This window comes from Burkholderia sp. MSMB1588 (assembly GCF_001546925.1).
Taxonomy (GTDB): Bacteria; Pseudomonadota; Gammaproteobacteria; order Burkholderiales; family Burkholderiaceae; genus Burkholderia; species Burkholderia humptydooensis.
Genome location: NZ_CM003770.1, coordinates 387,441 through 409,914, shown reverse-complemented (window position 1 = coordinate 409,914; position 22,474 = coordinate 387,441). Strand labels below are relative to the sequence as shown.

Here is a 22,474-nt window from a genome sequence, read left to right as displayed (position 1 = left end):
CGCCCGCCGCGCGCCTCGATCGCACGCGTCGACGATCACTGACACGGCCACTGTAGCCACGCATAGATCTGCGGAATCTGATTTGAATCAACGATCGACGCCGGACGCCGCGCGAATCGCATCGTCGCCGCGTGCGTGCGCGTCGATTGTTTCGTATGGCGAGTCGCGTCGTTTCATCTGGCGATTTTCCGTTTCTTGACCGAGATCAGCCGGCAGGCGGCGCGCGCCGTTATGGTGAAGCCATCGACGAACCAGCCAGACGGGAGCGACGGTGGCGGATCTGCATGCGACGAACGGCACGGCTGCGACGCACGCGAAGCGCGACGCAAGCGACGCAAGCGCCGGGCGCGTCGTCGCGGTGCGCGGCGCGGTCGTCGACGTCGCGTTCGACGGCGGCGTGCTGCCCGCGCTGAACGAAGCGCTCGCGATCCCGATCGACGGCGCCGCGCCGATCCTCGCCGAGGTGCATGCCCACCTGAGCGACGCGGCGGTGCGCGCGCTAGCGCTCGGCCCGACGGGCGGGCTGCGGCGCGGCGCCGCCGCGCGCGCGACGGGCGGGCCGATTCGCGTGCCCGTCGGCGACGCGGTGCTCGGCCGCCTGCTGAGCGTCACGGGCGAGCCCGGCGACGACGGCGCGGCGCTCGCGGCGGACGTCGCGCGGCGGCCGATCCATCGCGGCGCGCCGCCGCTCGCCGAGCAGAAGAGCGCGACCGCGCTGTTCGCGACCGGCATCAAGGTGATCGATCTGCTCGCGCCGCTCGCGCAGGGCGGCAAGGCGGCGATGCTCGGCGGCGCGGGCGTCGGCAAGACGGTGCTCGTGATGGAGCTGATTCACGCGATGGTCGAGCGCTATCGCGGGATCTCGGTGTTCGCGGGCATCGGCGAGCGCTCGCGCGAAGGGCACGAGATGCTGCTCGACATGCGCGGCTCCGGCGTGCTGGGCCGCACGGTGCTCGTCTACGGGCAGATGAACGAGCCGCCCGGCGCGCGCTGGCGCGTGCCGCTCACCGCGCTCGCGATCGCCGAGTATTTTCGCGACGAGCGCGCGCAGAACGTACTGCTTCTGATGGACAACGTGTTTCGCTTCGTGCAGGCGGGCGCCGAGGTGTCGGGCCTGCTCGGGCGGCTGCCGTCGCGGGTCGGCTATCAGCCGACGCTCGCGAGCGAGGTCGCGGCGCTGCAGGAGCGGATCGCATCGGTCGAAGGCGCGGCGGTGACGGCGATCGAGGCCGTCTACGTGCCCGCCGACGATTTCACCGATCCCGCCGTCACCGCGATCGCCGCGCACATCGACAGCATGGTCGTGCTGTCGCGCGCGATGGCGGCCGAAGGGATGTATCCGGCGATCGACCCGGTCGCGTCGTCGTCGATCCTGCTCGATCCGCTCGTCGTCGGCGACGGGCACGTCGAGGTTGCGATCGAGGTGCGCCGCGTGATCGAGCATTACCGCGAATTGCAGGACGTGATCGCGCTGCTCGGCATCGACGAGCTCGGCGCGGACGACAGGCGGATCGTCGGCCGCGCGCGGCGGCTGCAGCGCTTCCTGACGCAGCCGTTCGCGGTGACCGAGGCGTTCACGGGGCAGGCGGGCGCGTCGGTCGAGATCGCCGACACGATCGCCGGCTGCCGCGCGATCCTGCGCGGCGATTGCGATGACTGGCGCGAGAGCTCGCTGTACATGGTCGGCACGCTCGACGACGCGCGGCGCAAGGAAGCGGCGGCGCGCGAGGCGGATGCGCGGCGCGATGCGGCGGCCGGCTCCGCGTCCGGCGCGGCGCCCGGCTCCGCCGCGCCGCAAGGAGCGCCCGATGGCCGCTGAGCTGCGCGTGACGATCGCGACGCCGGCGCGCGTGTGCGTCGACGATCTGCCGATCGTGTCGCTGCGCGCCGAGGACGCGAGCGGCGCGTTCGGCATCCGCGCGGGCCACGTCGATTTCGTCACGCTGCTGCGCGCGTCGGTCGTGCGCTGGCGCACCGCCGACGACGCGACGCATTACGCCGCGCTCGACGGCGGCGTGCTGCGCGTGACGCGCGGCGCGCGCATCGAGATCGCGTGCCGCGACGCGGTGCTCGGCGAGTCGCTTGCGGAGCTCGAAGCGGTCGTGCGCGGGGTGCGCGCGACGCAGCTCGACGCGAAGCGCCGCGCGCGCGTCGACGAAACGCGGCTGCACGCGCAGGCGGTGCGGCGGCTGCTCACGTATCTGCGGCCCGAGCATGCGAAGGACGGCATGCACGCGCCGATGAAGCCGGAGACGCTCGAATGACGAAGCGTCGGCAGTTCGAGGCGAAGCGCGATGACGCGGCGCGCGGCGACGCACGGCACGCCCGGTCGCCCGAATCGCCCGAATCGCCCGCCGCGCGCGATGGCGGGATGCCCGCCGCGGCGCGGTCCGCCGAAGCCGCGTCGAAGCCTGCCGCCGATCGCGTCGAGCTGGCGGCGCGCACGGCCGCGACGCGCGCGGCGCGCGGCGCGCGCGATCCGGAGCCGTCGCTCGGCCGGCGGCTCGCGCAGATCGGCGTGCTCGGCTGGACGATCGTCGCGCCGACGCTCGCCGCGCTCGTGCTCGGCCGCTGGCTCGACCGGACGTTCGCGTCGCGGGTGTTCTTTTCCGCGCCGCTCCTGATGCTCGGCGCGGCGCTCGGCTTCTGGCTCGCGTGGCGCTGGATGAAAGCTCAACAACACGGAGATCGCGATGATTGACATGTGGGAAACCGCGCGCGCGTCGTTCGACGGCATCGCCGTCGCGATCGGGCTCGCGGTCGGGTTTGCCGCCGGCGCGTGCCATTTCGCGTCGCTCGGCTGGAACAGCCGGCTGTTCGTCGCGGGCCGCGCGGGCGCGGCGCTCGCGCTGCAGCTCGTGCGGATCGCGCTCGCGGTGGCGGTGCTCGTCGTGCTCGCGCGCGCGGGTCTCGCGATGCTCGTCGCGGGCTCGGCGGGCTTCTTCGCCGCGCGCGCGCTCGCGGTCCGCCGCGCGGCCGCGCTGACGGGAGCGCGGCGATGAACGCGTCGCCGCTGTCGACCGTGCCGATGTTCTCGATCGGCCCCGTCGGCATCTCGGAACCCGTGCTCGCGACGTGGGCGATCATGGCCGTGCTCGTCGCGCTCGCGCTCGCCGCGCGCAGGCGGCTGAGCGTCGACGCGCCGTCGCGGCTGCAAAGCGTGCTCGAATTGTTCGTCGCGACGATCGACGCGCAGATCGCCGACACGATGCAGACGCCGCCCGCGCGCTATCGCGCGCTGATCGGCACGATCTTCGTGCTCGTGTTTTGCGCGAACAGCGCGTCGCTCGTGCCGGGCGTCGAGCCGCCGACCGCGCATCTCGAGACCGATGCCGCGCTCGCGCTCGTCGTGTTCGCGGCGACGCTCTATTACGGCGTGCGTGCGCGCGGCGTGCGCGGCTATCTCGCGACGTTCGCGGAGCCGACGTGGGTGATGATTCCGCTGAACGTCGTCGAGCAACTGACGCGCACGTTCTCGCTGATCGTGCGTCTGTTCGGCAACGTGATGAGCGGCGTGTTCGTGATCGGCATCGTGCTGTCGCTCGCCGGCCTGTTCGTGCCGATTCCGCTGATGGCGCTCGATCTGCTGACGGGCACGGTGCAGGCGTACATCTTCATGGTGCTGTCGATGGTGTTCATCGGCGCGGCCGTATCCGGTGACGAAACTTCCGCGCCGCGGCGCGGGCAGGAGAACGCATGAACAATCTCATCGAAGTGGTCAGCATCGCGGCGGCCGCGCTCGCCGTGTCGTTCGGCGCGATCGGTCCCGCGCTCGCGGAAGGGCGCGCGGTCGGCGCGGCGATGGACGCGATCGCGCGCCAGCCGGACGCGTCCGGCACCGTGTCGCGCACGCTGTTCGTCGGGCTCGCGATGATCGAGACGATGGCGATCTACTGCCTCGTCGTCGCGCTGCTGCTGCTGTTCGCGAATCCGTTCGTCAAGTGACGCGGAGGCGGCGATGCGAATCGACTGGTCCACGCTCGCGCTGCAGGCGGTCAACGTCGTCGTGCTCGTGTGGCTGCTGTCGCGCTTCCTGTTTCGCCCCGTGAGCGAGATCATCGCGAAGCGCCAGGCCGCCGCGCGCAAGCTGATCGACGATGCGGCGCACGAGCGCGACGCCGCGCGCGCCGAGCGCGAACGGGTGCGCGCCGAGCGCGCGTCGCTCGCCGCGGCGCGCGACGATGCGCTGAAGGACGCGCTCGCGCAGGCCGCCGCCGAGCGCGAGCGCCTGATCGACGCCGCGCGCGCCGACGCGCAGGCGCTGCGCGACGCGGCGCGTGCGCAGGCGGACGCCGACGCCGCTCAGCGCGCGAAGGCGCTCGACGCGCGCGCGACGCGCCTCGCGATCGACATCGCCGCGAAGCTGCTCGCGCGGCTGCCGGACAGCGCGCGCGTCGCGGGCTTCGTCGACGGCGTCGCGGCGTCGCTCGCGAAGCTGCCGGCCGACGTGCGCGCGGCGCTCGCCGCCGACGACGCGCAGGTGAGGCTCGTCGCGCCGCGCGCGCTGACCGCGCAGGAGGCGGCCGCGTGCCGCGCGGCGTTCGCGGCGAGCGTCGGCCGGCCGCTCGAGCCCGACGTGCGCGTCGATCCCGCGCTGATCGCGGGGCTCGAGCTCGAATCGAAATATGCGAACGTGCGCAACAGCCTGCGCCAGGATCTCGCGACCATCGAGGCGGCACTGCTGAACGACGATGACGCAAACGCCTGAAGCAACCGATGCCGCAACCAATGCCGCAACCGATGCCGGCTGGCTCGCGCGCCGCCGCGTCGCGCTCGAGCGCGTCGCGCTCGCACCCGTCGCGCAGGCGCTCGGGCGGGTCGAGCGCGTCGCGGACGGGATCGCGTTCGTGTCCGGCCTCGAAGACGCGATGCTCAACGAAGTGCTGCGCTTCGACGGCGGCGTCACCGGCTTTGCGCACACGCTCGACGAGGATCTGATCAGCGTCGTGCTGCTCGATCCGGACGCGAGCGTTCAGGCGCAAGCGGCGGTCACGCGCACGGGCGCGGTGCTCGAGGTGCCGGTCGGGCCGCAACTGCTCGGGCGCATCGTCGATCCGCTCGGCCGCCCGCTCGACGACGGCGCGCCGCTCGGCACGGCAGGCACGCTGCCGATCGAGCGCCCCGCGCCCGCGATCATCGAGCGCGACCTCGTCAGCGAGCCGCTCGACACTGGCGTGCTGATCGCCGACGCGCTCTTCACGATCGGGCGCGGCCAGCGCGAGCTGATCATCGGCGATCGCGCGACCGGCAAGACCTCGCTCGCGATCGACGCAATTGTCAACCAGCGGCATTCGGACGTGATCTGCGTGTACGTCGCGATCGGCCAGCGCGCGAGCGCGGTGCGGCGCGTGATCGACGCGGTGCGCCGCTACGGCGCGCCCGAGCGCTGCATCTTCGTCGTCGCGCCGGCCGCGTGCGCGCCGGGGCTGCAATGGATCGCGCCGTTCGCGGGGTTCTCGATCGCCGAATATTTCCGGGACCGCGGGCAGCACGCGCTCGTCGTCGTCGACGATCTGACGAAGCACGCGGCGACGCATCGCGAGCTCGCGCTGCTCACGCGCGAGCCGCCCGGCCGCGAGGCGTATCCGGGCGACATCTTCTATGTGCACGCGCGCCTGCTCGAACGCGCGGCGAAACTCTGCGCGAAGCTCGGCGGCGGGTCGCTGTCCGCGCTGCCGATCGCGGAGACCGACGCGGGCAACCTCGCCGCGTACATTCCGACGAACCTGATCTCGATCACCGACGGGCAGATCGTGCTCGATTCGGCGCTGTTCGCCGCGAACCAGCGGCCGGCCGTCGACGTCGGGCTGAGCGTGAGCCGCGTCGGCGGCAAGGCGCAGCATCCGGCGCTGCGCGCGGCATCGGGCCGCCTGCGGCTCGATTACGCGCAGTTTCTCGAGCTGGAGGCGTTCACGCGTTTCGGCGGGCTCACCGATGCGCGGCTGCGCGCGCAGATCACGCGCGGCGAGCGGATTCGCGCGTTGATCACGCAGCCGCGCTTTCGCGCGCTGCGCACGCTCGACGAAGTCGTGCTGCTGAAGGCGCTCGCGGCGGGCGCGCTCGATGCGATGTCGCCGGATCTCGTCGCGCCGCTGCGCGAGAGGCTGCCGTCGTGGCTCGATGCAAGGATCGCGGCGCTCACGCCGGCGGGCGCGCCGCCGTGCAACTGGCTCGCGGACGACGCGGCGCTTTCGGCGCTCGCGGAATCGGTCGGCGAGCTGATCGAGCGGATCGTCGCGGATGCCGCGCATCGCGCGACGGCGGGTGCGCCGGCGGAAGACGCGGCGGGCGACATGGGCGGCGGCGCGCTCGACGGTGCGCCGGAGAGCGGCCGCGCGGCACGCATCGAGCCGGCGCCGCCGGGCGGCGCCGAAACCGGCGCGCGACGCAAGCGATGAGCGACAAGCTCGCCGCAATCGAAGCGCGCACTGACACCGCGCGCCAACTGCAGACCGTGATCGGCGCGATGCAGGGCGTTGCCGCCGCGCGCGCGCACGAGGCGCAGCAGCGCTTGCCGGGCATCCGCGCGTCGGCGGCGACGGTCGGCGCGGCGATCGGCGACGCGCTCGCGGCCGGTGCGCCGTCGCGCGAAGCAGCCGCGAGCCAGTCGCGCGGCGGCGCGCCGCGCGCGCGGCTCGTCGTCGTGCTGTGCAGCGAGCAGGGCTTCGTCGGCGCATACAACGCGCAGTTGATCGACTACGCGATGAGGCCGGGCGCGGACGCGGCGCGCGAATACATGATGGTCGGCTCGCGCGGCGCGATGCTGGCCGACGCGGGCGGTGTGCCGCTCGTCTGGCGCACGCCGATGGCGGCGCACGCGGACGACGTCGTGCATCTCGCGAACCGCATCACCGATGCGCTGTACGCGCATCTCGCGAAGCGCGGCGCGCAGCCGGTGTCGATCGTCCATGCGATGCCGGGCGGCGCGCAGCGGCTCGACGTGAGCGAGCGCCGGCTGTTGCCGTTCGACTACGCGCGCTTCGACACCGCGCCGCGCGCGCAGCCGCCGCTCGTGCACCTGCCGCCCGCTGCGCTGCTCGCGGAGCTCGCGCAGGCCTACGTGTTCGTCGAGCTGTGCGAGGCGGCGATGCTCGCGTTCGCCGCGGAAAACGAGGCGCGCACGCGCGCGATGATCGCCGCGCGCGAATCGGTCGGGCGCGCGCTCGGCGAGCTGTTGCAGGCGTACCGGATCGCGCGGCAGGACGAGATCACGGCGGACATCGTCGAGCTGGCGGCGAGCGCGCTGTGAAACCGGGCGCGATTGACGCACGTCAACGACGTGCGCCATGCGTGATCGATACTCGATCGGGCATCGAACCAACCAGGAGCGACTGATGGCGCAACACATGAAGGCCGCGGTGGTGCACGCATTCGGCGAACCGCTGCGCATCGAGGAAGTCCCCGTGCCGACGCCTGGCCCGGGCCAGATTCTCGTGAACATCAAGGCGTCGGGCGTGTGCCATACCGATCTGCACGCGGCCGACGGCGACTGGCCCGTCAAGCCGACGCTGCCGTTCATTCCGGGGCACGAGGGCGTCGGCTTCGTCGCGGCGGTGGGCGATGGCGTCAAGCACGTGAAGGAGGGCGATCGCGTCGGCGTGCCGTGGCTCTACACCGCGTGCGGCCATTGCGAGTATTGCCAGACCGGCTGGGAAACGCTGTGCCATGAGCAGCAGAACACCGGCTATTCGGTGAACGGCAGCTACGCGGAATACGTGCTCGCCGATCCGAACTACGTCGGCCATTTGCCGGGCAACGTGGCGTTCGACGAGATCGCGCCGATCCTGTGCGCGGGCGTGACCGTCTACAAGGGCATTCGCATGACCGACACGCGCCCTGGCCAGTGGATCGCGATCTCGGGGATCGGCGGGCTCGGGCACGTCGCGGTCCAGTACGCGAAGGCGATGGGGCTGCATGTCGTCGCGGTCGACGTCGCGCCGGAGAAGCTCGCGCTCGCGCGCAAGCTGGGCGCGGCGTTCGTCGTCGACGCGTCGCAGGACGATCCCGCGGCCGTGATCCAGAAGGAGCTCGGCGGCGTGCACGGCGTGCTCGTGACGGCCGTGTCGCGCAGTGCGTTCGCGCAGGCGCTCGGCATGGTGCGGCGCGGCGGGACCGTGTCGCTGAACGGGCTGCCGCCGGGGGATTTCCCGCTGCCGATTTTCTCGACGGTGCTCAACGGGATCACGGTGCGCGGCTCGATCGTCGGCACGCGGCGCGATCTTCAGGAGTCGCTCGACTTCGCGGCCGAAGGGCTCGTGCGCGCGCATATCCATCGCGACAGGCTCGAGAACATCAATCGCGTGTTCACGGCGCTGCGCGAGGGGAAGGTCGACGGGCGGATCGTGTTGACCGGGGAGTGAGGCGAAGGGCGCGGGCGGGTGCGGATCACCCGCGCTCGCCCGAGATTCGGCAACGGCTGACGCAAGAACGGCATCAAGGAAACGCGGGAATGGTCGGATCGGTCCCTTCCAGATGCGCGTCCGGATGATGCAGCTTGACGAGCGCCTCGATTTCTTCCACCCGGTCACGGTGCACGTCGATCATCATCAGCAATTCGCCTTTGTCGACTGCGTCCTCGAAGTGTTTCAGCCGGGTATTCGGCACGCTGACGCCGATCATCGTGCCGACCCACGCGCCGAAGCCCGCGCCGGCGATCGCGAACGCGACCACCGCGCCGCCCGCGATCGTGAGGCCGGCGGGCGGAAACGCGATCGCGGCCAATCCGGCGAGCGCGCCGGTGACGCCGCCCGCCGCGGTGCCGCGGGCGAGCGCGGGCAGCAGATCGCTGCTTTGCGCGATCGACGCTTCGGGCAGATTATCCAGCGGAATCTGATCGTTCGCGACGACGTGGATGCGCCGCCATTCGATGCGCTTGACGAGCAGCTCGTCGACGATCATCCGTGCCGTGTCCGCGTCGGGCAGCAGGAAATAGATCCGTCTCATGATGACCTCTGTCAGGGGACGCCCGGGCGTTGGTGCCGGGTCCCATGACTTCGATGGTGTCTCGTCCGGCAGGCCGCGTGCGGGATAGGCGCGTTGTTCGAGGCCTATATGACGAAGTCTAGGCGAGATGCGGTCTTCGACAAGGATTACATTGCGCGATTGCCGGGCTGCCGGAACGTGGGGTTTCAGGCGACGCAACCCGCTCCCCGCATTGAATACGATGACGGCGCGGAGCCCGTTCCCATGCGCGCAGCGAAACAGATATTCGTACCTGACACCTTCGTATTGCGCCGGAAGACACGTCCCGCCTCGACGTTCAGCCGCCCGCCGAAGCGCGGCCGTTCCGTCCGGCGACGCCGGCTCTGCGCGAGGCGTCGAGACGAGGACGCCTCGCCGCGCGGCATCGCCTCGACTCCGGTGACTTCCTGTTCGGGCGTCGATGGTCACGCGCAAGACGCCGACAGCGTGCGGGTGCGGCCCGGGATCTTCGCTGCGTTCTCCCGGTATGTCGCAATGACCTATTTCAGGCCATCTGCCCGATCGTCTTCCGAAACCGCTTCAACGACAGCAGGAACAGCACCGTCCCGATCACCGCCAGGATCAGGAATTGCCGCCAGACCGTCTCGATGCCCGCGCCGCGATAAAGAATCGCCTGCCCGATCTCGACGAAGTGCGTCGTCGGCGCGGCGAGCATGATGTTCTGCACCGCGAACGGCATGCTCTCGCGCGGCGTCAGGCTGCCCGACAGCAGTTGCAGCGGCAGCAGCACCAGCACGAGCAGCATCCCGAACTGCGGCATGCTGCGCACGAGCGTCGCGAGAAAGATGCCCATCGACGTCGTCGCGAACAGGTGAATCGCCATCCCCGCGACGAAGAGCGCGACCGACCCCTCGATCGGCACGTGCAGCGCGCCGCGCACGACGAACGCGAGCGAGAACGCCGCCGCGCACGCGACGACGAGCCCCATCGACCACACCTTCGCCATCATGATCTCGCCCGGCGTCACCGGCATCACGAGCAGGTGCTCGATCGTTCCGTGCTCGCGCTCGCGTATCAGCGCCGCGCCCGTGAGCACCATCGACAGCAGCGTCACGTTGTTGATCACTTCCATCAGCGAGCCGAACCACGTCTGATCGAGATTCGGGTTGAAGCGCATGTGCATCGCGATGTCGACGGGCGGCGCCGCGTTCGTTCGGTAGCGGCGCGCGAAATCGTCGATTTCGCCGCTCACGATCTGCTGCACGTAGCCGTTGCCCGTGAACGCCTGGCTCATTCGCGTCGCGTCGACGTTCAACTGGATCTGCGCGGGCCGGCCCGCGAGCACGTCGCGCTGGAAGTTCGGCGGGATGTCGAGCGCGAACGTGAAGTCGCCCGCATCCATTCCGCGGTCCGCTTGCGCGAGCGTCACCATCTTCGGCAGCGCGAACTGCGGCGGGAAGAACGCCGATGCGATCCGCGCGGACAGCGGCGACGCGTCCTCGTCGACGATCGCGATCGGCGCCATGTGCAGCGTGTCGGGCCGCGCGGTCGCGGCCGAGTAGATCGACGCGGTGAACGTGTAGGCGATCAGCACGAGCAGGATCGGGTCGCGCACGAGGCTCCACAATTCCTTCACGCCGAGACGGTAGACGATCGCGAGGCGCCGCATGATCAGCGTTCCTGTTTTTTCAAGAGCAGGATGGTCGCGCCGAGGATCACCGGCACCGAGGCGGCGAGCGGCCAGAACTGCGAGTGGAGATCCTGCAGCGACAGCGCCTTGTTGAACACGCCGCGGCTGATCGACAGCATGTAGGTGGCCGGATAGACGAGGCCGATGAAGCGGCCGGTGCCTTCGAGCGACGACAGCGGCGTGAGCAGCCCCGCGAACTGCACGGTGGGGATCATCGTGCCGATGATCGTCATCACGATCGCGGCGACCTGGCTGCGCGTGAACGTCGACGCGAGCAGGCCGATGCCGGTCGCGACGACGTTGAAGATCAGCACGGCGAGCAGCAGCGTCATGAAGCTGCCCTTGACGGGCACGTCGAACGCGATCCGCGCGAGCATCGTCATCAACAGGAAGTTCAGCATCGCGAGCACGACGTACGGCACCTGCTTGCCGATCAGGAATTCGGTGCGCGTGACAGGCGTCACGTACAGGTTCAGGATCGAGCCGAGCTCGCGCTCGCGGACGACGGCGAGCGCCGTCAGCATCGCGGGCAGCATCAGCAGCAGCAGCGGCATCACGGCGGGGATCATCGCCGGCAGGCTTTTCACGTCCGGGTTGTAGCGGTAGCGCGTGACGACCTCCGCGCGCGGCGCGAGCGTCACGCCGAGGCGGTGCCGCGCCTTGTCGGCGAGCCACATCGTATGCATGCCGATCGCGTAGCCGCGGATCGTCTCCGCGCGCTGCGGCATCGCGCCGTCGATCCACATCGCGATCTGCGCGGGCGCGCCGCGCTCGACGTCGCGCGCGAAGTTCGGCGGAATCTCGATCGCGAGCGACAGCTCGCCGTCGCGCATCCGGCGGTCGAGCTCCGCGTAGTCGGCGATCGGCGGCCGCTCGACGAAATAGCGCGAGCCGGACAGGTTCAGCGCGTAGTCGTGGCTCAGTTCGGTCTGGTCGCGGTCGAGCACCGCGTAGGTCAGGTCCTCGACGTCGAGGCTGATGCCGATGCCGATCACGCACATCAGCACGAGCGAGCCGATCAGCGCGAGCGTCGCGCGAACCGGATCGCGGCGCAGTTCGAGCATCTCGCGCCACATGTAGCTGAGCGTGCGCTGCGCGCTGAATGCGCGATGGGGCGGCTCGGCCGGGGCGGAGCTCGATCGCGGCACGGCAGCGAGCGGCGCGTGGGCGGCCGGCGCGTTCGGTTCGGGATGCGAAGCGGTGGCGGCTTCGGTGACGGATTCACCGCCGGCTTCGCTGCCGGCTTCGGCCCGCGCCGCAGGTGCGTCGCCTGCACGAGCCGCGACATCGGCCGCGGGATGCGCGCGTGCGGCGTCATCGGCATCGGCATCGACTGTCGCGTTGCGGCCGGCGGGGGCGCCGCCCGCCGCGCGATCGGCCGCGCCGGCACCCGCGCCCGCGCCGCCGTCCGCGTCCTGCGCCGACGCATCGACGAGATACCCGATGAACGCGTCCTCGAGCGTCGCCGCGCCGCGCGCGCGCACGAGCTCCGCCGGCGAATCGCTCGCGAGCACGCGGCCCGCGTGCATCAGCGAGATCCGGTCGCAGCGCTGCGCCTCGTTCATGAAGTGGGTCGAGATGAAGATCGTCACCAGATCGCGGCGCGCGAGGTCGATCATCAGTTGCCAGAAGCTGTCGCGCGCGACGGGATCGACGCCCGACGTCGGCTCGTCGAGGATCAGCAGCTCCGGCTTGTGCACCATCGCGACCGCGAGTGACAGCCGCTGCCGCATCCCGAGCGGCAGGCTGTCCGGCAGCATGCCGTAGATGTCGGCGAGGCCGAAGCGGCGCGCCATCTCGTCGACGCGCGCGTCGATCTCGGCGGCCGGCACGCCGAACAGGCGCGCGTGCAGCACGAGGTTCTGCCGCACCGTCAGCTCGCTGTACAGCGAGAATGCCTGCGACATGTAGCCTACGCGCCGGCGCGTGTTGATGTCCTTCGGATCGACTTCCTTGCCGAACAGTTGCGCGGTGCCTTCGGTCGCGGGCAGCAGGCCCGTGAGCATCTTCATCGTCGTCGACTTCCCGCAGCCGTTCGAGCCGAGAAAGCCGAAGATCTCGCCGCGCCGTATCCGGAAGCTCACGTGATCGACCGCGGTGAAATCGCCGAAGCGCATCGTCAGGCCGCGCGCCTCGATCGCGGTGCCCGCCCGCGCGTCGGCGCGCAGCGGCTCGATCTTCACCGGCTTGTGGCCGCGCCGCTCGTTTTCGGGCAGCAGTGCGATGAACGCCGCTTCGAGCGAATCGCAGCCGGTGCGCGCGAGCAGCTCGGCGGGCGCGCCCGTCGCGAGCACGCGGCCCGCGTCCATCGCGATCAGCCAGTCGAAGCGCTGCGCCTCGTCCATGTACGCGGTCGCCACGATCACGCTCATCGTCGGCCGCTCGTCGCGAATGCGCGCGATCAGATCCCAGAACTGCGCGCGCGCGAGCGGATCGACGCCCGTCGTCGGCTCGTCGAGGATCAGCAGATCGGGATCGTGGATCAGCGCGCAGCATAAGCCGAGCTTCTGCTTCATCCCGCCCGAGAGCTTGCCCGCCGGCCGCGACAGGAACGGAAAGAGGCCGGTGCTCTGCGTGAGCGCGTCGATCCGGCGGCGGCGCTCGCCGGCGTCGTGGCCGAACAGGCGCGCGAAGAACTGCAGGTTCTCCTCGACGGAGAGCGTCGGATACAGGTTCTTGCCGAGCCCCTGCGGCATGTACGCGATGCGCCGGCACACGCGCTCGCGATGGCGGCGCGAACGCATGTCGCCGCCGAGCGCGTCGACGCCGCCCGTCTGCAGCGCGCGCGCGCCGGACGCGAGCGCGAGCAGGCTCGACTTGCCGACGCCGTCCGGGCCGATCAGCCCGGTCGTGAGGCCGGCCGGGACGTCGAGCGTGATCCGGTCGAGCGCGACGGTCTTGCCGTAGCGCAGGCTCACGTCCGAGAAGCGAACGACGCTCGACGCGTTCACTGTGGGACCTTGACCATCAGTTGCGCGGGCCACGGCTTGCCCTGATCGACGCGCACCCACGCGACGCCGGGCAGCCCCGTCTTCACGAGCTTCAGGTGCTTTTGCAGCAGCTCGCGATCGATCCGCGCCTTCACGCGGAACATGAGCTTCTGCCGCTCGTTCGCGGTCTCGACGGTCTTCGGCGTGAACTGCGCGGTGCTCGACACGAACGACACGGTCGCGGGAATCACGTAGTTCGGCGCGGCGTCGAGGATGATGCGCGCGTCGGCGCCGAGCGCGACCTTGCCGACGACCGTCTCCGGCAGGAAGAACGTCATGTAGACATCCGAAAGATCGACGAGATTGAGCACCTTGCCGCCCGCCGGCAGCACCTCGCCCGGTTGCGCGACGCGGTACTGGACGCGGCCGTCGCGCGGCGACGCGAGCTGGCTGTCGTCGATGTCGGCCTGCACGCGCGCGACCGTCGCGTCGGCCGCCGTCACAGCCGAGTGCGCGGCGACGAGTTGCGCCTCGGTCGCCTCGATCGCGGCCTGCGCGGCGGCGACCTGCGCGGCCGCCGCGGATACGGCCGCCTGCGCGCTGCGCGCGCGCGCGCGATCGTCGTCGAGCTCCTGCATCGATGATGCGCCTTCGCGCGACAGCGTTTCCGAACGCGCGAGCCGGCGCTGGGCGGCGTCGAGTTCGCTGTCGCGCAGCACGACCATCGCCTGCGCGGCCGCCTTGTCGCTCTTTCTCTGCGCGACCTGCGATTGAACGCCGGCCGCGGTGTTCAGCGCGCGCTGCCGCTGCGCGGTCGCTTCGTCGTACTGCGCGCGCAGCACCTGGATCTGCATGTTCGCGAGCGGCTGGCCGGCCTTCACGAAATCGCCTTCGTCGACGAGGATCGCGTCGATGCGGCCGGGCAGCTTCGTCGCGACGTCGATCTCGGTGGCCTCGATGCGGCCGTTGCCGCTCGCGAAGCCGTCGCCCGGGCCCTGGTGGCGCAGCAGCGTCCAGCCGTAGTAACCGCCGAGCGCGACCACGGCGACGGCTGCGGCGGCGGCGATCTGCTTCCTGGTGACTTGGATCATGACAACGGACCTTGTTGCGCTGGGGGTTCGGAGGAGGAGCGCGGCGCGGCGCCGTCGCGCGCGGGCTCGTCGAGACGGCCGCCGAGCGCCGCGTACAGCGCGACGCGGCTCGCCAGCAGCGCGCGGCGTGTCTGCACGAGCTGCTGCTGCGCATTCAGCAGGTCGCGCTGCGCGTCGAGCACTTCGAGAAAGCGCGCGGCGCCGCTGTCGTAGCGCAGCTTCGCGAGCCGCGCGCGCTCGGATTGCGTCGCGAGCGTCTCCTGCGCGATGCGCACCTGATCGGCGAGCCAGTGGCGCGCGGCGAGCGCGTCGGCGACGTCGCGAAACGCCGCCTGGACCGTCTTCTCGTATTGCGCGAGCGCTTCATCGCGGCGCGCGTTCGCAAGCTTCAGGTTGCCGATGTTGCGGCCCGCATCGAAGATCGGCACCGACAGGTTCGGAATGAAGTTCCAAGCGGTCGTGCCGGACGCGAACAGGTTGTGCAGCTCGGTGCTGCCGGTGCCGATCGAGCCCGTCAGCGCGATGCGCGGGAAGAACGCGGCGCGCGCGGCGCCGATGTTCGCGTGCGCGGCGCGCAACTGATACTCGGCCGCGACGATGTCGGGCCGGTTCGCGAGCAGCTCGGACGGCAGGCCGGGCGCGAGATCGGGCGCGATGCTCGCGTCGTCGAGCGAAGCGGGCGTAGGCGCGGCCGCGCTCGTGCCGACGAGCAGGTCGAGCGCGTGCTGCTGCACGTCGCGCGCCTGCTGGAGCTGCGAGCCGAGCGTTTGCGCCTGCTGCAGCAGGATTTCCGATTGCGTCAGATCGAGCTTCGAAATCGCGCCTTCCTCGTAGCGCCGGCGGAAGATCCGCAGCGAGTCGCGGCGGCTCGCGATCGTCTCGTTCGTGAGCGCAAGGCGCTCGCCGTATGCGCACAGCGCCAGATACGCGTCGGCGACCTGGCCGATCAGGCTCACCGTCACCGCGCGGCGCGACGCGTCGCTCGCGAGGAACGTGTCGAGCGCGGCCGCCTTCAGGCTGCGCACGCGGCCCCAGAAGTCGATCTCCCATTGCACTTCGCTGAGCGACGCCGAATACAGCTCGCCGATGATCGGGCTCGGCAGCAGCAGGCCACCCGGCTCGCGAAAGCGCAGGTACGCGGCGTTCGCGGCGATCGTCGGGAACTGGTCCGCGCGGCGGATGCCGTACGTCGCGCGCGCCTCCTCGACGCGCTGCACGGCGATCCGCAGATCGCGGTTGTTCGCGAGCGCGGTTTCGATCAGCGCCTGCAAGCGCGGGTCGACGAAATACGCGCGCCAGTCGAGCTGGCCGAGCGCGCGCGCGTCGGCACCTGCCGGGTCGCCCGGATAGGCCGGGTAGGAAGCGGGCACGGGCGGCGGCTTGCGCGCGTAGTCGGGCGCGAGCGAGAGGCACCCCGACACGGCCGCGCACAGCGCGAGCGCGGCGGCGTGCCGCGGCGCGCGGCGCGCGATGCCGGGCCGCCGCTGATGCCGTTCGTCGTGACGCGCATCGTTGCGCATGGTCATGTCCTCGGTGGTCGATGAAGCCGACGGTGCTTCGTGGAAGCCGCGCGCTCCCGAAAATGCTCACCGTCGCGCGGCGCTCTCGTGCCCCCTTTATATCCGACGATTACCGTGTCCTGTCTTGATCTGAGTCAGTGAGATACCGACTGGTCAGTTTTTAAGATGTCGGCATGCACGGTGCAGGTGCGTCCGGTTCGCGGGCGTCGCGCATCGCGAAACGAACGGCACAACGAACGGCCGCCTGTCGGGCGGCGAAGCGGCGGCGGACCATGCGAAACCGGAACGGCAACGAGCGGGCGGCTGCGGCGCGACACGAGGCGCCGGCCCGGCCGCCGCGCTGCCGCCTGCCCGCCGATATCCGCATCAACCAGATCCTCGACGCGGCGCTCGCCGAGTTCTCGGCGAGCGGCTTCGCGGGCGCGCGGATCGATGACATCGCCGCGCGCGCGGGGATGTCGAAGGGCGGCGTCTACACGCACTTCGGCAGCAAGGACGAGATCTTCGAGGCGCTGCTCGAGCGCGCGCTGATGCCGCCGCTGCCGGGCGCATCGAACGCGGCGCGCGCCGCTCGTGCGTCCGCCGCGCCCGTGCCCGCATTCGAATCGCTCGCGGCAATCGTCGATCTGCTCGCCGGCGATCTCTACACGTGGTCGACGAGCGAGCCGGTGATCGCGATGCTGCGTCTGCTGATCGCCGAAAGCCGGCGCGCGCCGCACGCGGTCGAGCGTTGGCGCAAGCACATCGAGCATGCGTTCGCGACGGTGGTCGGCCGGCTCGTGCGGCAGGGCGTCGATGCGGGCGAGTTGCGCGACGGCATCGCCGCGCGCACGCCGCTGCTGCTCGTCGCGCCCCTCACGCAAGCCTGTCTGCGGCGGGCGCTGCGCGCCGCGCCCCCGTCCCGGCGCGAGGTTGCCGCGTCGCGCCGCGACTACGCGCGCTTCATCGAGGAACTGCTGACCCGGTGAAATGCGGGAATCCGCGCGCCGCACGGCGGAACGTTGACGGAAGTCAACTTTTCATACGCAGAACGCCGGATCATGAACCCATGTTTTCGGCAGCCCGAACGGTTCGTTGCAACGGCAAGGGATTCCGGTGCGCGAAGCGGCTTTCCGACGCGCGCGAATGCGCCGGATCGCCGGCCGCCGAAACGACATCGACTTGAATCAGGAGGTTGGTATGTATCAGCAGATCATGGTGGCGCTCGACGGCAGCGACATCTCGAAGCGCGCCCTGGCCGAGGCGATCAAGATCGCGAAGGCGACGGGCGGGCGCGTCCATGCGGTGTACGTCGTCGACAAGTCGGTGGTGTTCAGCTACGCGGGCCATTTCGATCCGAACGCGCTTCTCGAAGGTTTCCGCGACGACGGCCGCAAGGCGCTCGTCGAAGCGGAAAAAGAGATGGAAACCGCGCAGGTGCCGGGCGATGCCGAGCTGTTCGAGACGGCCGGCATCGGCGAGGAAGTCGCGCAGGCGCTCGAGCGCTGCGCGAAGCAGCACGGCGCCGATCTCGTCGTGCTGGGCACGCACGGCCGCCGCGGCGTGCGGCGCGTCGTGCTCGGCAGCGTCGCCGAGCGTTTCCTGCGCGCGTCGCACTGCCCGGTGCTGCTCGTGCGCGGCGAGGAAGCCGAGCATCAAGTGCAGGTATGAGCGCGCCGTGCGCGCCCCGGATACCAGGAGAACGACATGATGCATTCTGACCGCAAGGCAATCGCCTCGACCGTCGCCGTGTTCGCTTCGCAAGCCGGCCTGATCGGCGCGGTGCGCGGGCTGCTCGTCGCCGACGGCTCGGCTCCGTATTTCGTGCTGTTCGCGATCGCGGCGGGCATGCTCGGTTTCGTCGACCTGTATTGCCGGCCGGTCTTCGCCCCCGCGTTCGCGCGGCAGCGCGTCGCATTCGCCGACCGTCGCCGGGGGGGCACGCGCGACGCATCGTGAACGGGATCCTGAGGCTCGCGTTCAAGCTGCTCGTCAACGACAGCGCGAAGTTCACCGCACTGATCGTCGGGATCACGTTCGCCGTGTTCCTGATGGTCGAGATGACGTCGCTGTTCGCAGGGATTCTGAACAAATCGTCGTCGACCGTCATCAACGTCGGCGCGAAGGTGTGGGTGATGGACCCCGGCGTGCAGACGATCGCGAGCAGCATCGGCATGCCGGCCTACGTGCTCGATGCGGTGCGCAGCGTCGACGGCGTCAAGTACGCGGTGCCGATCTATTCGGGCGGCGCGCTCGTGAAGCTTGCCGACGGCACCTATCAGGCCGTCACGGTGATCGGCCTCGACGACGCGAGCCTGCTCGGCCGGCCGACGATGAAGGCGGGCCGCATCGAGGACATCTACGCGGAAAACGGCTTCATCGCGATCGACGACGCCGAGTTCCCGAAGCTGAAGAACCCGAAGCTCGGCACGACGTTCGAGCTGAACGACAACCGCGGCGTGATCGTGGGCATCGCGAAGGTCGCGAGCAGCGGCCTGTTCGGCACGCCGACGCTCTACACGACCTACGCGCGCGCGACGCGCTACATCCCGTCGACGCGCTACACGACGTCGTACATCCTCGTCGAGCCGAAGTCGGACCGCGACATCGCGCGCATCAAGCGGGAAGTCGCCGCGCTCGGCTATCGCGCGTACACGAAAGAAGAATTCATGAAGCGCATCTCGGACTTCTACAAGTACGAGACGGGCGTCGGCACGAACATCCTGCTGATGACGGCGATCAGCTTCATCGTCGGGCTGTCGATCTCGGGCCAGACGTTCTATACGTTCATCATCGAGAACCTCGAAAAATTCGGCGCGCTGAAGGCGATCGGCGCGAAGAACCGCGAGCTCGTCGCGATGATCCTGTTCCAGGCGACGTTCACCGCGCTCACGGGCTATGGCCTCGGCGTCGGCCTCTGCACCGCGCTCATCAGCTTCGCGCGGCTGCGCCTGCCGAGCTACGCGGCGCTCATCACGTACGGCAATCTCGCGCTCGCGTTCGGCATGGTCGTCGTGATCGCGGGGCTGTCGAGCTATCTCGGCGTACGCCGCGTGCTGCGGATCGAGCCGTTCGACATTTTCAGGGGATGACGATGACGGGGCTGGCGATCGACGCGCGCGGGCTCACCAAGTGGTTCGGTGAGGGCGACGCGCGCACGCGCGCGCTCGCCGACGTGTCGGTGCAGGCGCGTTTCGGCGAGATGCTGCTGATCGTCGGGCCGTCGGGCAGCGGCAAGACGACGCTGCTCAGCGTGATGTCCGGCATCCTGCGGCCGGACGCGGGCAGCGTGATCGTCGACGGCGTCGATCTGTGGGCGCAGGACAACGACGCGATCGCCGAATTCCGGCTCAACCGGATCGGCTTCGTGTTTCAGGACTACCATCTGTTTCCGCGCCTGACGACGGCCGAGAACGTCGCGATTCCGCTGATCCTCAAGCGCCGCGACTGGAATCGCGCGCTCGCCGACGCGCACGAATATCTCGACGTCGTCGGCCTGAGGAACCGCGCGTCGCTGCCGCCCGTGAAGCTGTCGGGCGGCGAGCAGCAGCGCGTCGCGATCGCGCGCGCGATCGTGAGCCAGCCGGACATCCTGATTCTCGACGAGCCGACGGCGTCGCTCGACGGCGACACGGGCCGCACGATCATCGATTTCGTCAAGCACAAGGTGCTCAGCGACAAGCGCTGCATCGTCATCGTCACGCACGACAGCCGCATCTTCGACTACGCGGACCGCATCCTGCGAATGGAGGACGGCAAGCTCACCGCGATCGAGAACGGGAGCGGCCTGTGAAGCGGCGTATCGTCTTCGTCGCCGCGATCGTCGGGTTTCTCGCGAGCGTCGCCGCCGCGTGGGTCTACAGCATCCAGGAGCCGCCGCAGCCGCCCGTGTTCAAGCCCGCGTCGAACCCGTATCCGCGCGGCGTCTACGCGACGGGCATCGTCGAGAGCGATCAGACCTCCGGCGCGAACGTGAACCTGTATCCGGACGTCACGGGCCCGGTCACGCGGATCTTCGTGCACGAGGGCGATGCGGTGAAGGCGGGCGACGCGCTCCTCGCGCTCGACGATTCCGTGCAGAAGGCGACCGCCGCGCAACTCGCCGCGCAGGCGGACGCCGCGCAGGCGATGCTCGACGAGCTGAAGGCGCAGCCGCGCCGCGAGACGCTCGACGTCGCCGCCGCGCAGGTGGAGGCGGCCGCCGCGAGCCTGAAGACCGCGCAGGATCAGTACGACAAGCAGCAGCGCGCGTTCGCGATCGATCCGAAGGCCGTGAGCCGCGACGCGCTCGACAACGCATCGAACGGCGTGAAGGTCGCGCGTGCGAACCTCGCTGTCGTCACGCGCCAGTACCGGCTCACGCGCGCGGGCGCGTGGGCCTACGACGTTCGCAACCAGGAGAAGCAGACCGCCGCGCTGCGCAAGGCGGCGGACGCGTCGGCCGCGCTGCTCGCGCGCTACACGCTGCGCGCGCCGGCGGACGGCGTCGTGCTCGCGATGAATGCGGCGCTCGGCTCGTATCTGTCGCCGCAGGGCATGTACGACACGTACACACAGGGCACGACGCCCGCGATCGTGCTCGGCTCGCCCGCGAGCCGCCTGCAGGTGCGCTGCTACGTCGACGAAATCCTGATCAGCCGGCTGCCGGCGGGCAAGGTGCCGCACGCGCACATGTCGGTGCGCGGCACGACGACCGAGGCGGATCTCGCGTTCGTGCGCGTGCAGCCGTACGTGACGCCGAAGATCCAGTTGTCCGACCAGCGGACCGAGCGCGTCGACGTGCGCGTCCTGCCCGTGATCTTCCGCGTCGTGCCGCGCAAGGACCTGCGGTTGTTTCCAGGGCAGATCGTCGATGTGTACATCGCGTCCGACTAGTCGCGCGCACCGGGGCCGGCTGCGCGGCGCTGCGCTCGCGCTCGGCTGTGCGGCGCTCGTCGCCGGCTGCGCGGTGGGGCCCGACTTCGTCCGGCCCGCGCGGCCGTCCGTCGCGGGCTACGTGCCGGACGACGCCGCGCGCACGCGCTTCGCCGCGAGCGGCGCGACGCAGACGCTCGCGCCCGACGCGCCGTTTCCCGATGCGTGGTGGCGGCTGTTCGGCTCGCGCAAGATCGACGCGGCCGTCGACGACGCGTTCGCCGGCAGCCCGACGCTCGCGCGCGCGCAGGCGACGCTCGCGCGCAGCGAGCACGAACTGATCGCGGGCGCGGGCGTGTTCTATCCGCAAGCCGACGCGCAGGCGGGCGCGTCGCGGCAGCGCTACGTGCCGTTGCGCACGGGCGCGAATCTGCCCGCGTCGATCTTCAATCTGTTCACGTTGTCGACGACGGTCAGCTATGCGCTCGACATCTGGGGCGGCGAGCGGCGCAACGTCGAAGGGCTCGCCGCGCAGGCCGACGCGCAGCGCCATGCGCTTGCGGCCGCGCGCCTGACGCTCGCCGCGAACGTCGTCAACACGATGATCGCGCGCGCCGCGTATGCGGACGAGATTGCGGTCACGCGCGAGCTGATCGCGCTGACGGACGAGCAGATCCGCCTCACGCGCGCGCAGGTGAACGCGGGCGCGAGCGCATACTCGGCCGTGCTTTCGCTCGAGGCGGCGCGCGCGTCGCTCGACGCGTCGCTGCCCGCGCTCGAGCAGAAGACCGGCGAGGCCGACGACCTGCTCGCCACGCTCGCGGGCCGCTATCCGGCCGAGCGCGCGCCGCCTGAGCTGTCGCTCGCCGAAATCGCATTGCCGGCGGAGCTGCCGCAGACGGTGCCGTCCGAGCTCGTGCGCCGCCGGCCCGACATCCTGCAGGCCGAGGCGGCGCTGCATGCGGCGAGCGCGAACATCGGCGTCGCGACCGCGGCGCTGTTTCCGGGCGTCACGCTGTCCGCATCGGGCGGCTTCGACGCCACGCGCGCGTCCGCGCTGTTCGGCGCGGCGGGCAAGACGTGGAGCGTGGGCGCGTCGATCACCGCGCCGCTCTTTCATGGCGGCGCGCTCTGGTATCAGCGCAAGGCCGCGATCGACGCGTTCGACGAATCGAGCGCCGCGTATCGGCAAACTGTGCTGAGCGCGTTCGCGCAGGTTGCCGACACGTTGCGCGCGCTCGATCACGACGCCGCGGCGCTCGATGCGCAGTCGCGCGCGACGGACGCGGCGCGCGAAGCGTTGCGGCTCGTGACGATCGAATTCGAGACGGGCGCGGCCGGCTATCTTCAGGTGCTGGTGGCCGATCAGCAATACCGGCAGGCGCGGCTTGCGTGGGTGCAGGCGAGCGCGCAGCGGCTGCAGGACACGGTCGCGCTGTATGCGGCGCTCGGCGGCGGGTGGGGCGATTCGCGGCAACGGTGACGTTC

The 22,474-nt window shown here is 70.5% G+C and carries 22 protein-coding genes and 1 pseudogene; 17 read left to right on the top strand and 6 right to left on the bottom strand.

The features are described 5' to 3' along the window. Positions 1-35 precede the first annotated feature (35 nt). A pseudogene (locus WS92_RS37060) lies at positions 36-300 on the bottom strand (hypothetical protein). Between WS92_RS37060 and atpD the strand changes: the two are divergent. The 10 genes from atpD (at position 272) to adhP (ending at position 8,360) form a co-directional block, all read left to right on the top strand. Next, positions 272-1,819, top strand: coding sequence for a F0F1 ATP synthase subunit beta (atpD, locus tag WS92_RS01680; protein WP_059930740.1), 1,548 nt, complete (start codon positions 272-274; stop codon positions 1,817-1,819). The pseudogene WS92_RS37060 and the gene atpD sit on opposite strands and share 29 nt — an antisense overlap. Continuing rightward, positions 1,809-2,264, top strand: a complete 456-nt coding sequence (locus tag WS92_RS01675; protein ID WP_015602658.1) for a F0F1 ATP synthase subunit epsilon — start codon at positions 1,809-1,811, stop codon at positions 2,262-2,264. The genes atpD and WS92_RS01675 overlap by 11 nt, the downstream gene beginning before the upstream one ends. Then, positions 2,261-2,701 (top strand): AtpZ/AtpI family protein, encoded by a 441-nt coding sequence (locus WS92_RS01670; protein WP_059930738.1) that lies wholly within the window; start codon positions 2,261-2,263, stop codon positions 2,699-2,701. The genes WS92_RS01675 and WS92_RS01670 overlap by 4 nt, the downstream gene beginning before the upstream one ends. Next, positions 2,694-3,002 (top strand): N-ATPase subunit AtpR, encoded by a 309-nt coding sequence (locus WS92_RS01665; RefSeq protein WP_059930736.1) that lies wholly within the window; start codon positions 2,694-2,696, stop codon positions 3,000-3,002. The genes WS92_RS01670 and WS92_RS01665 overlap by 8 nt, the downstream gene beginning before the upstream one ends. Then, on the top strand, positions 2,999-3,700 hold the full coding sequence (locus tag WS92_RS01660; protein ID WP_006028066.1) for a F0F1 ATP synthase subunit A: 702 nt from the start codon (positions 2,999-3,001) through the stop codon (positions 3,698-3,700). The genes WS92_RS01665 and WS92_RS01660 overlap by 4 nt, the downstream gene beginning before the upstream one ends. Next, complete coding sequence (locus tag WS92_RS01655) at positions 3,697-3,945, top strand: F0F1 ATP synthase subunit C (RefSeq protein ID WP_004187193.1); 249 nt, start codon at positions 3,697-3,699, stop codon at positions 3,943-3,945. Before WS92_RS01660 ends, WS92_RS01655 begins: the two co-directional genes overlap by 4 nt. A gap of 13 nt (positions 3,946-3,958) precedes the next feature. After that, on the top strand, positions 3,959-4,708 hold the full coding sequence (locus tag WS92_RS01650) for a F0F1 ATP synthase subunit delta (RefSeq protein WP_006028065.1): 750 nt from the start codon (positions 3,959-3,961) through the stop codon (positions 4,706-4,708). Then, positions 4,692-6,398: a F0F1 ATP synthase subunit alpha gene (locus WS92_RS01645; protein ID WP_059930734.1), complete on the top strand. Its 1,707-nt coding sequence runs from the start codon at positions 4,692-4,694 to the stop codon at positions 6,396-6,398. Before WS92_RS01650 ends, WS92_RS01645 begins: the two co-directional genes overlap by 17 nt. Continuing rightward, complete coding sequence (locus WS92_RS01640; protein WP_006028063.1) at positions 6,395-7,249, top strand: F0F1 ATP synthase subunit gamma; 855 nt, start codon at positions 6,395-6,397, stop codon at positions 7,247-7,249. The genes WS92_RS01645 and WS92_RS01640 overlap by 4 nt, the downstream gene beginning before the upstream one ends. Positions 7,250-7,334: 85 nt before the next feature. Continuing rightward, the gene (gene adhP / locus WS92_RS01635; protein ID WP_059930732.1) at positions 7,335-8,360 is read left to right on the top strand and encodes an alcohol dehydrogenase AdhP; all 1,026 of its coding nucleotides are present in this window, start codon (positions 7,335-7,337) and stop codon (positions 8,358-8,360) included. A 73-nt stretch (positions 8,361-8,433) separates the two neighbouring features. On the opposite strand, the gene WS92_RS01630 is transcribed toward adhP, so the two are convergent. The 5 genes from WS92_RS01630 to WS92_RS01610 all read right to left on the bottom strand — a co-directional run bounded on the left by WS92_RS01630 (position 8,434) and on the right by WS92_RS01610 (position 16,159). Beyond that, on the bottom strand, positions 8,434-8,943 hold the full coding sequence (locus WS92_RS01630; protein WP_015602514.1) for a hypothetical protein: 510 nt from the start codon (positions 8,941-8,943) through the stop codon (positions 8,434-8,436). Between the two features lie 523 nt (positions 8,944-9,466). After that, complete coding sequence (locus WS92_RS01625) at positions 9,467-10,591, bottom strand: ABC transporter permease (protein ID WP_059930730.1); 1,125 nt, start codon at positions 10,589-10,591, stop codon at positions 9,467-9,469. A gap of 2 nt (positions 10,592-10,593) precedes the next feature. Next, positions 10,594-13,563 (bottom strand): ribosome-associated ATPase/putative transporter RbbA, encoded by a 2,970-nt coding sequence (gene rbbA / locus WS92_RS01620; protein WP_059930728.1) that lies wholly within the window; start codon positions 13,561-13,563, stop codon positions 10,594-10,596. Beyond that, on the bottom strand, positions 13,560-14,633 hold the full coding sequence (locus WS92_RS01615; protein ID WP_059930726.1) for an HlyD family secretion protein: 1,074 nt from the start codon (positions 14,631-14,633) through the stop codon (positions 13,560-13,562). The genes rbbA and WS92_RS01615 overlap by 4 nt, the downstream gene beginning before the upstream one ends. Further along, a complete protein-coding gene (locus tag WS92_RS01610; RefSeq protein ID WP_059930724.1) occupies positions 14,630-16,159 on the bottom strand; it encodes an efflux transporter outer membrane subunit in 1,530 nt (509 codons plus the stop codon). The genes WS92_RS01615 and WS92_RS01610 overlap by 4 nt, the downstream gene beginning before the upstream one ends. Positions 16,160-16,425: 266 nt before the next feature. Between WS92_RS01610 and WS92_RS01605 the strand changes: the two genes are divergently transcribed. From WS92_RS01605 to WS92_RS01575, 7 genes are all read left to right on the top strand, one after another. Beyond that, positions 16,426-17,121, top strand: coding sequence for a TetR/AcrR family transcriptional regulator (locus WS92_RS01605; protein WP_059930722.1), 696 nt, complete (start codon positions 16,426-16,428; stop codon positions 17,119-17,121). 211 nt (positions 17,122-17,332) lie between these two features. After that, positions 17,333-17,803, top strand: a complete 471-nt coding sequence (locus WS92_RS01600) for a universal stress protein (RefSeq protein WP_009915825.1) — start codon at positions 17,333-17,335, stop codon at positions 17,801-17,803. 36 nt (positions 17,804-17,839) lie between these two features. Beyond that, positions 17,840-18,091: a DUF2964 family protein gene (locus WS92_RS01595; RefSeq protein WP_059930720.1), complete on the top strand. Its 252-nt coding sequence runs from the start codon at positions 17,840-17,842 to the stop codon at positions 18,089-18,091. After that, positions 18,088-19,224 carry an ABC transporter permease gene (locus tag WS92_RS01590; RefSeq protein WP_059930718.1) on the top strand — a complete coding sequence of 379 codons (1,137 nt, stop codon included), beginning with the start codon at positions 18,088-18,090 and terminating at the stop codon, positions 19,222-19,224. Before WS92_RS01595 ends, WS92_RS01590 begins: the two co-directional genes overlap by 4 nt. After that, on the top strand, positions 19,221-19,925 hold the full coding sequence (locus tag WS92_RS01585; RefSeq protein WP_006028052.1) for an ABC transporter ATP-binding protein: 705 nt from the start codon (positions 19,221-19,223) through the stop codon (positions 19,923-19,925). Before WS92_RS01590 ends, WS92_RS01585 begins: the two co-directional genes overlap by 4 nt. Next, entirely contained in the window at positions 19,922-21,007 is a 1,086-nt protein-coding gene (locus WS92_RS01580) for an HlyD family secretion protein (protein ID WP_015603696.1), read from the top strand. The genes WS92_RS01585 and WS92_RS01580 overlap by 4 nt, the downstream gene beginning before the upstream one ends. After that, a complete protein-coding gene (locus WS92_RS01575; protein WP_059930716.1) occupies positions 20,985-22,469 on the top strand; it encodes an efflux transporter outer membrane subunit in 1,485 nt (494 codons plus the stop codon). Before WS92_RS01580 ends, WS92_RS01575 begins: the two co-directional genes overlap by 23 nt. The last annotated feature ends 5 nt before the right edge of the window (positions 22,470-22,474 follow it).